Consider the following 4,312-nt stretch of genomic DNA (forward strand, 5'->3'; position numbering starts at 1 on the left):
AAGTGGGGAAGTGGGGGAATGGGCAAGTGGGGAAGTGGGGAAGTGGGGGAATGGGGAAGTGGGGAAGTGGGGGAATGGGGAAGTGGGGAAGTGGGGGAATGGGGAAGTGGGGAAGTGGGGAAGTGGGGGAAGTGGGGGAAGTGGGGAAGTGGGGAAGTGGGGGAATGGGGAAGTGGGGGAATGGGGGAATGGGGAAGTGGGGGAATTTCAACTAAAACCCCAACACCCGAACACCCGAACACCCGAACACCCGAACACCCGAACACCCGAACACCCGAACACCCTAAAACCCCAACACCCCAACACCCTAAAACCCCAACACCCCAACACCCAAAATATAGTCAACATTGCCAGTGCCTAACCATGAAATACCTTCTTTTTTCAGCAATCAAATCACAGGAAAAAAAAGCGAGGGGTTTTACTCTAATAGAATTGTTAGTAGTGGTGATTTTATTGGGGGTTCTCGCTGCCATCAGTTTACCCACTCTCTTGGGACAAATCGCTAAGGGTAGGCAAGCAGAAGCGCGCGAAGCACTGGGATTAATCAATCGCGCCCAACAGGGTTATCGTTATGAAAAAGGGACTTTTGCTACTTTATCTGAACTATCTCTGGAAGCTGCCACTATTTCCCTAACATTTTATAATATCAGCCAAGTAGAAACCCCCGATGCTTTTGGAACCGCCTATCGAGCGAATGCAGTGCCTGAATTTGATGACGATATTAAAAATTATGCTGGAGCGGCTGGACAAACGGCAGCCGGGGCCTATACTGGTATTGTTTGTGAGGATGACACTCCTTTAGACGATAATGTTTCTACCAGTAATTCCGCCGGTGTTCTTAGCTGTGTTGATGGCATTAAAATTAATTAAAATAAACCCAAAAATCTTTTATTTTTGTTGATAAGTAGATGGTTATAATTATGAAGGTCGTGATTTGTAGGTTGATTCATCGTAGGGTTAATTCATCGTAGGGTTAATTCATCGTAGGGTTAATTCATCGTAGGGTTAATTCATCGTAGGGTTAATTCATGAATTAACCGCGATGGTAGGGTTAATTCATGAATTAACCCTACTTATTAAGGGGGGATAAAGGGGAGATCCCCCCGCCTATCGGCACCCCCCTTATCAAGCGGGGCAGGGGGGATCGAACCTAAAATCCATGTTTTAATTTAATTAAAACCAGCTACTTACGTTACTGATTATTGACTTTTATTTAAAGCTATGGTAGGTGCAAAAAAATCTCTCAATCTATCCTTACTTAAAACTCTTGGTTTAGTCGCCGTCATCGGTGGACTAATTATGGCTATTGTGGAAATGCAACAGGAAAAGGTGAAAACCTTGACCAAAGAAAAATTATTAGATAGAAATTATCGTCAAGAGTCTCGTCTAGAAAATGCTCAGGTTGAGTTATTAAAAAATATACCTTCCTTTGGCTTTAATAATATGTTAGCCAATTGGTCAATGTTACAGTTTATACAATACTATGGCGATGGGGATGCTCGTAGGGAAACTGGTTACGGTTTAAGTCCCGATTTTATGGAAATTGTCACCAAAAATGACCCAAAATTTGTCCGCGCCTATTTGATGATGTCTGTCGCTTCTTCCCTCAATGCTGGTAAACCCGAAAGAACGATTGAGATTATGAATAAAGGTTTATCAAAAATCACTCCTGATGTCACCGATGCCTATTTTCTTTGGTTATATAAAGGAGTGGATGAACTATTATTTTTAGGTGATATTCCCGCGGCGAAAAAATCCTATCAAATGGCCGCAGATTGGGCAAAAATTGCCGGTAATGAATTTATCGAAAAATCCGCTAGGGGAACAGTGAAATTTTTAGAAACTAATCCCGATAGTCGCGCTCCTAGAGTCGGTGCTTGGATGTTAGTCTGGATAAATAGCCAATACGAAGAAACCCGCAGGTTAGCTAAGGAAAATATCGAAAAATTGGGCGGTAAATTGGTTGTGATTAATGATAATCAAGTGATGGCAATTCCCCCCAAAGATTAGAGTTTGACATATTTTTCATCTTCCCAAAACTTATGATTTAATAAGGCATCAATATCCTTATAAAAAGGACAAACATCGGGAAAATTAGAGTCCGGATAATCCTCTTTCACCGCTTCTAAAGCTTCTCGATAACATTCTTCTAAAATCTCGATCATAAACCTTTTCAAACTAGGAGAATACTTAAATTCCTTCTTCAACTCCTTGCGAAAATTTCTAATTTCAATTTCCCACCCTCGATAACAATCGGGAAGAACCACATAACAACGTTTTAATAAATGTTCTAATAAACGAGTTAAAAAATTATCGACCGCTTTGGGTTGACTTTTCCCCAAAGATTCCACCTCCTCGATCAAATTCTCTAAATCGACCTGAGATAAATCCCCAGATTTTAATTGCTTAACCGTCTTCTCTATCCACAAAGCAAAATCTTGATCATACAGATTTTTTACCTTGGCTAAAGTCATAATTTTTCTCCCTGTTAAACTTAAATTAATTTCTTGAAAATCACACTAAATCTGGTTATTAAAGACTGATTATTTATTCCCCTTTTTGCATGAGTGCATGAGTAGAAAACGGGTTTCTCCGAGAGTAGAAAACGGGTTTCTCCGAGAAACCCGTTTTCTGTGCGTTACTCAACGGATTTAGTATGATTACCTATTCTCCCTATCCCAAGAGTGCCTCTCCTCAACCGATTTGGTATCAAAGTTTAACTTTCCCAAAACTTATGATTTAATAAGCCATCAATATCCTTAGAAAAAGGACAAACATCGGGAAAACTAGCATCATATTCGATTCGCATATTCTCCACCGCTTCCTGATAACAATCATCACAAATATCCGTCAAAAAACTGCATAAACTAGGGGAATCTTTAAGGATATCTTTTAACTTAGATTGACAGCGTTTAATTGTTACTTCCCAACCTCGATAACAGTCGTACAAAAGAAGATAACGGCGTTTTAAACCCTGTTCAAACAATGTAATTAAACGGTTTTTAAGTTCCCTTTTATCTCGTCTTCCCAAAGATTCCACCTCCTCGATTAAATTCTCCAAATCAACCTGAGATAAATCCCCAGATTTTAATTGCTTAACCGTCTTCTCTATCCACAAAGCAAAATCTTGATCATACAGATTTTTTACCTTGGCTAAAGTCATAATTTTGACCTCTTATCTTGACTAATTACCTTCATTTTAGCGAAACTTCGCCAACAATTTAAGTCTGAATTGGCGCTTACTTAAAACTTGCATTAAAAGTCGCTCGGTTTGGGTGTATCTCACATTTTCGGAAATAGCGATAATCAGCAATTATCAGTCACTCTTAAACTGCTACAAATGTATGAACAGCCGCGTGTAAGCATCCCACCGAAAAGCTAATGCGCTCCAGGGTTTGGGGACGGCGCTTGCGTCCCCAACGGGGGGTTTGGGTAGGGTTGATTCATGAATCAACCCTACTATGAATCAACCCTAGGGATCAAGGGGAGATCCATCTTCAATTTAATTATAACTACTTATTTATCCCATTCAAATTGTTCCTCTTTTTTTCATTAACTCAACCACAATCGGATATCGGATAATCGGATGCACATTATACCAGAGATCGCCATTGCGGTATTCCAAAATATATAAACCATGCAACAGATCTAGAAAATTTTGATCCTTGAGATACTTCGGTTTTGACTTTTCATAAACAGTTTTAATAATTTCCTCATCTGCTGTACCGATACTTTCAGCAAAATCGAGACTAAGTTCTGTGATTGATTGTTCTAAAACAGCTTGATCAATTTTTAGGGTATTATCATCAGGATAACGACGAACCGATCGCAAACAAACCCGACAGCAATCATTAGTAATGCGAATTAATTCTCGTAACACTCCCCCACTATAAAGACAAATTTTTTCGAGGGTGTCAGGATCGATTAAAGCGGGATCGATGCGCTTAGTGATAATCTCGGTTAAAGTAGCAATAATTTGGGGATCGGGTATAGCATTAGGTGAATTAATTCCTCCCTGTTTAAAGAGTTTATATACAGGCATTTGTACGATCTGATCGTTAGTTTCTGTTTGGAGAGTTGCCTTTAAAGCTACTTCTCTTAAAGTGGCGATCGGAATAGTCATAATAATCCGAAAACCGGGCAGCATATAGCCACAAACAAAACCAGAAAAAAATTAACTGATAACTGATAACTGATAACTGATAACTGATAACTGATAACTGATAACTGATAACTGATAACTGATAACTGATAACTGATAACTGATAACTGATAACTGATAACTGATAACTGATAACTGATAACTGATAAC

General features: G+C 39.4%; 4 protein-coding genes and 2 pseudogenes. 3 read left to right on the forward strand and 3 right to left on the reverse strand.

Annotated features, from left to right (window positions below; all coding sequences use genetic code 11):
- The 3 genes and pseudogenes from IM515_RS13235 to IM515_RS13245 all read left to right on the forward strand — a co-directional run.
- Positions 1 to 215: pseudogene (locus IM515_RS13235) on the forward strand (hypothetical protein); the annotation flags it as partial.
- A 148-nt stretch (positions 216 to 363) separates the two neighbouring features.
- On the forward strand, positions 364 to 870 hold the full coding sequence (locus IM515_RS13240; RefSeq protein ID WP_287629316.1) for a type IV pilin-like G/H family protein: 507 nt from the start codon (positions 364 to 366) through the stop codon (positions 868 to 870).
- A gap of 351 nt (positions 871 to 1,221) precedes the next feature.
- Entirely contained in the window at positions 1,222 to 2,010 is a 789-nt protein-coding gene (locus tag IM515_RS13245; protein ID WP_287629315.1) for a hypothetical protein, read from the forward strand.
- On the opposite strand, the gene IM515_RS13250 is transcribed toward IM515_RS13245, so the two are convergent.
- The 3 genes and pseudogenes from IM515_RS13250 to IM515_RS13260 form a co-directional block, all read right to left on the reverse strand.
- Complete coding sequence (locus IM515_RS13250; protein WP_193961015.1) at positions 2,007 to 2,474, reverse strand: DUF29 domain-containing protein; 468 nt, start codon at positions 2,472 to 2,474, stop codon at positions 2,007 to 2,009. The two genes, IM515_RS13245 and IM515_RS13250, sit on opposite strands and share 4 nt — an antisense overlap.
- Positions 2,475 to 2,716: 242 nt before the next feature.
- On the reverse strand, positions 2,717 to 3,163 hold the full coding sequence (locus tag IM515_RS13255; protein ID WP_287629314.1) for a DUF29 domain-containing protein: 447 nt from the start codon (positions 3,161 to 3,163) through the stop codon (positions 2,717 to 2,719).
- Positions 3,164 to 3,529: 366 nt separating this feature from the next.
- Positions 3,530 to 4,147: pseudogene (locus IM515_RS13260) on the reverse strand (ATP-binding protein); the annotation flags it as partial.
- Positions 4,148 to 4,312: the final 165 nt, after the last annotated feature.

The organism is Microcystis sp. M44BS1 (genome assembly GCF_020244875.1).
Classification (GTDB): Bacteria; Cyanobacteriota; Cyanobacteriia; order Cyanobacteriales; family Microcystaceae; genus Microcystis; species Microcystis panniformis.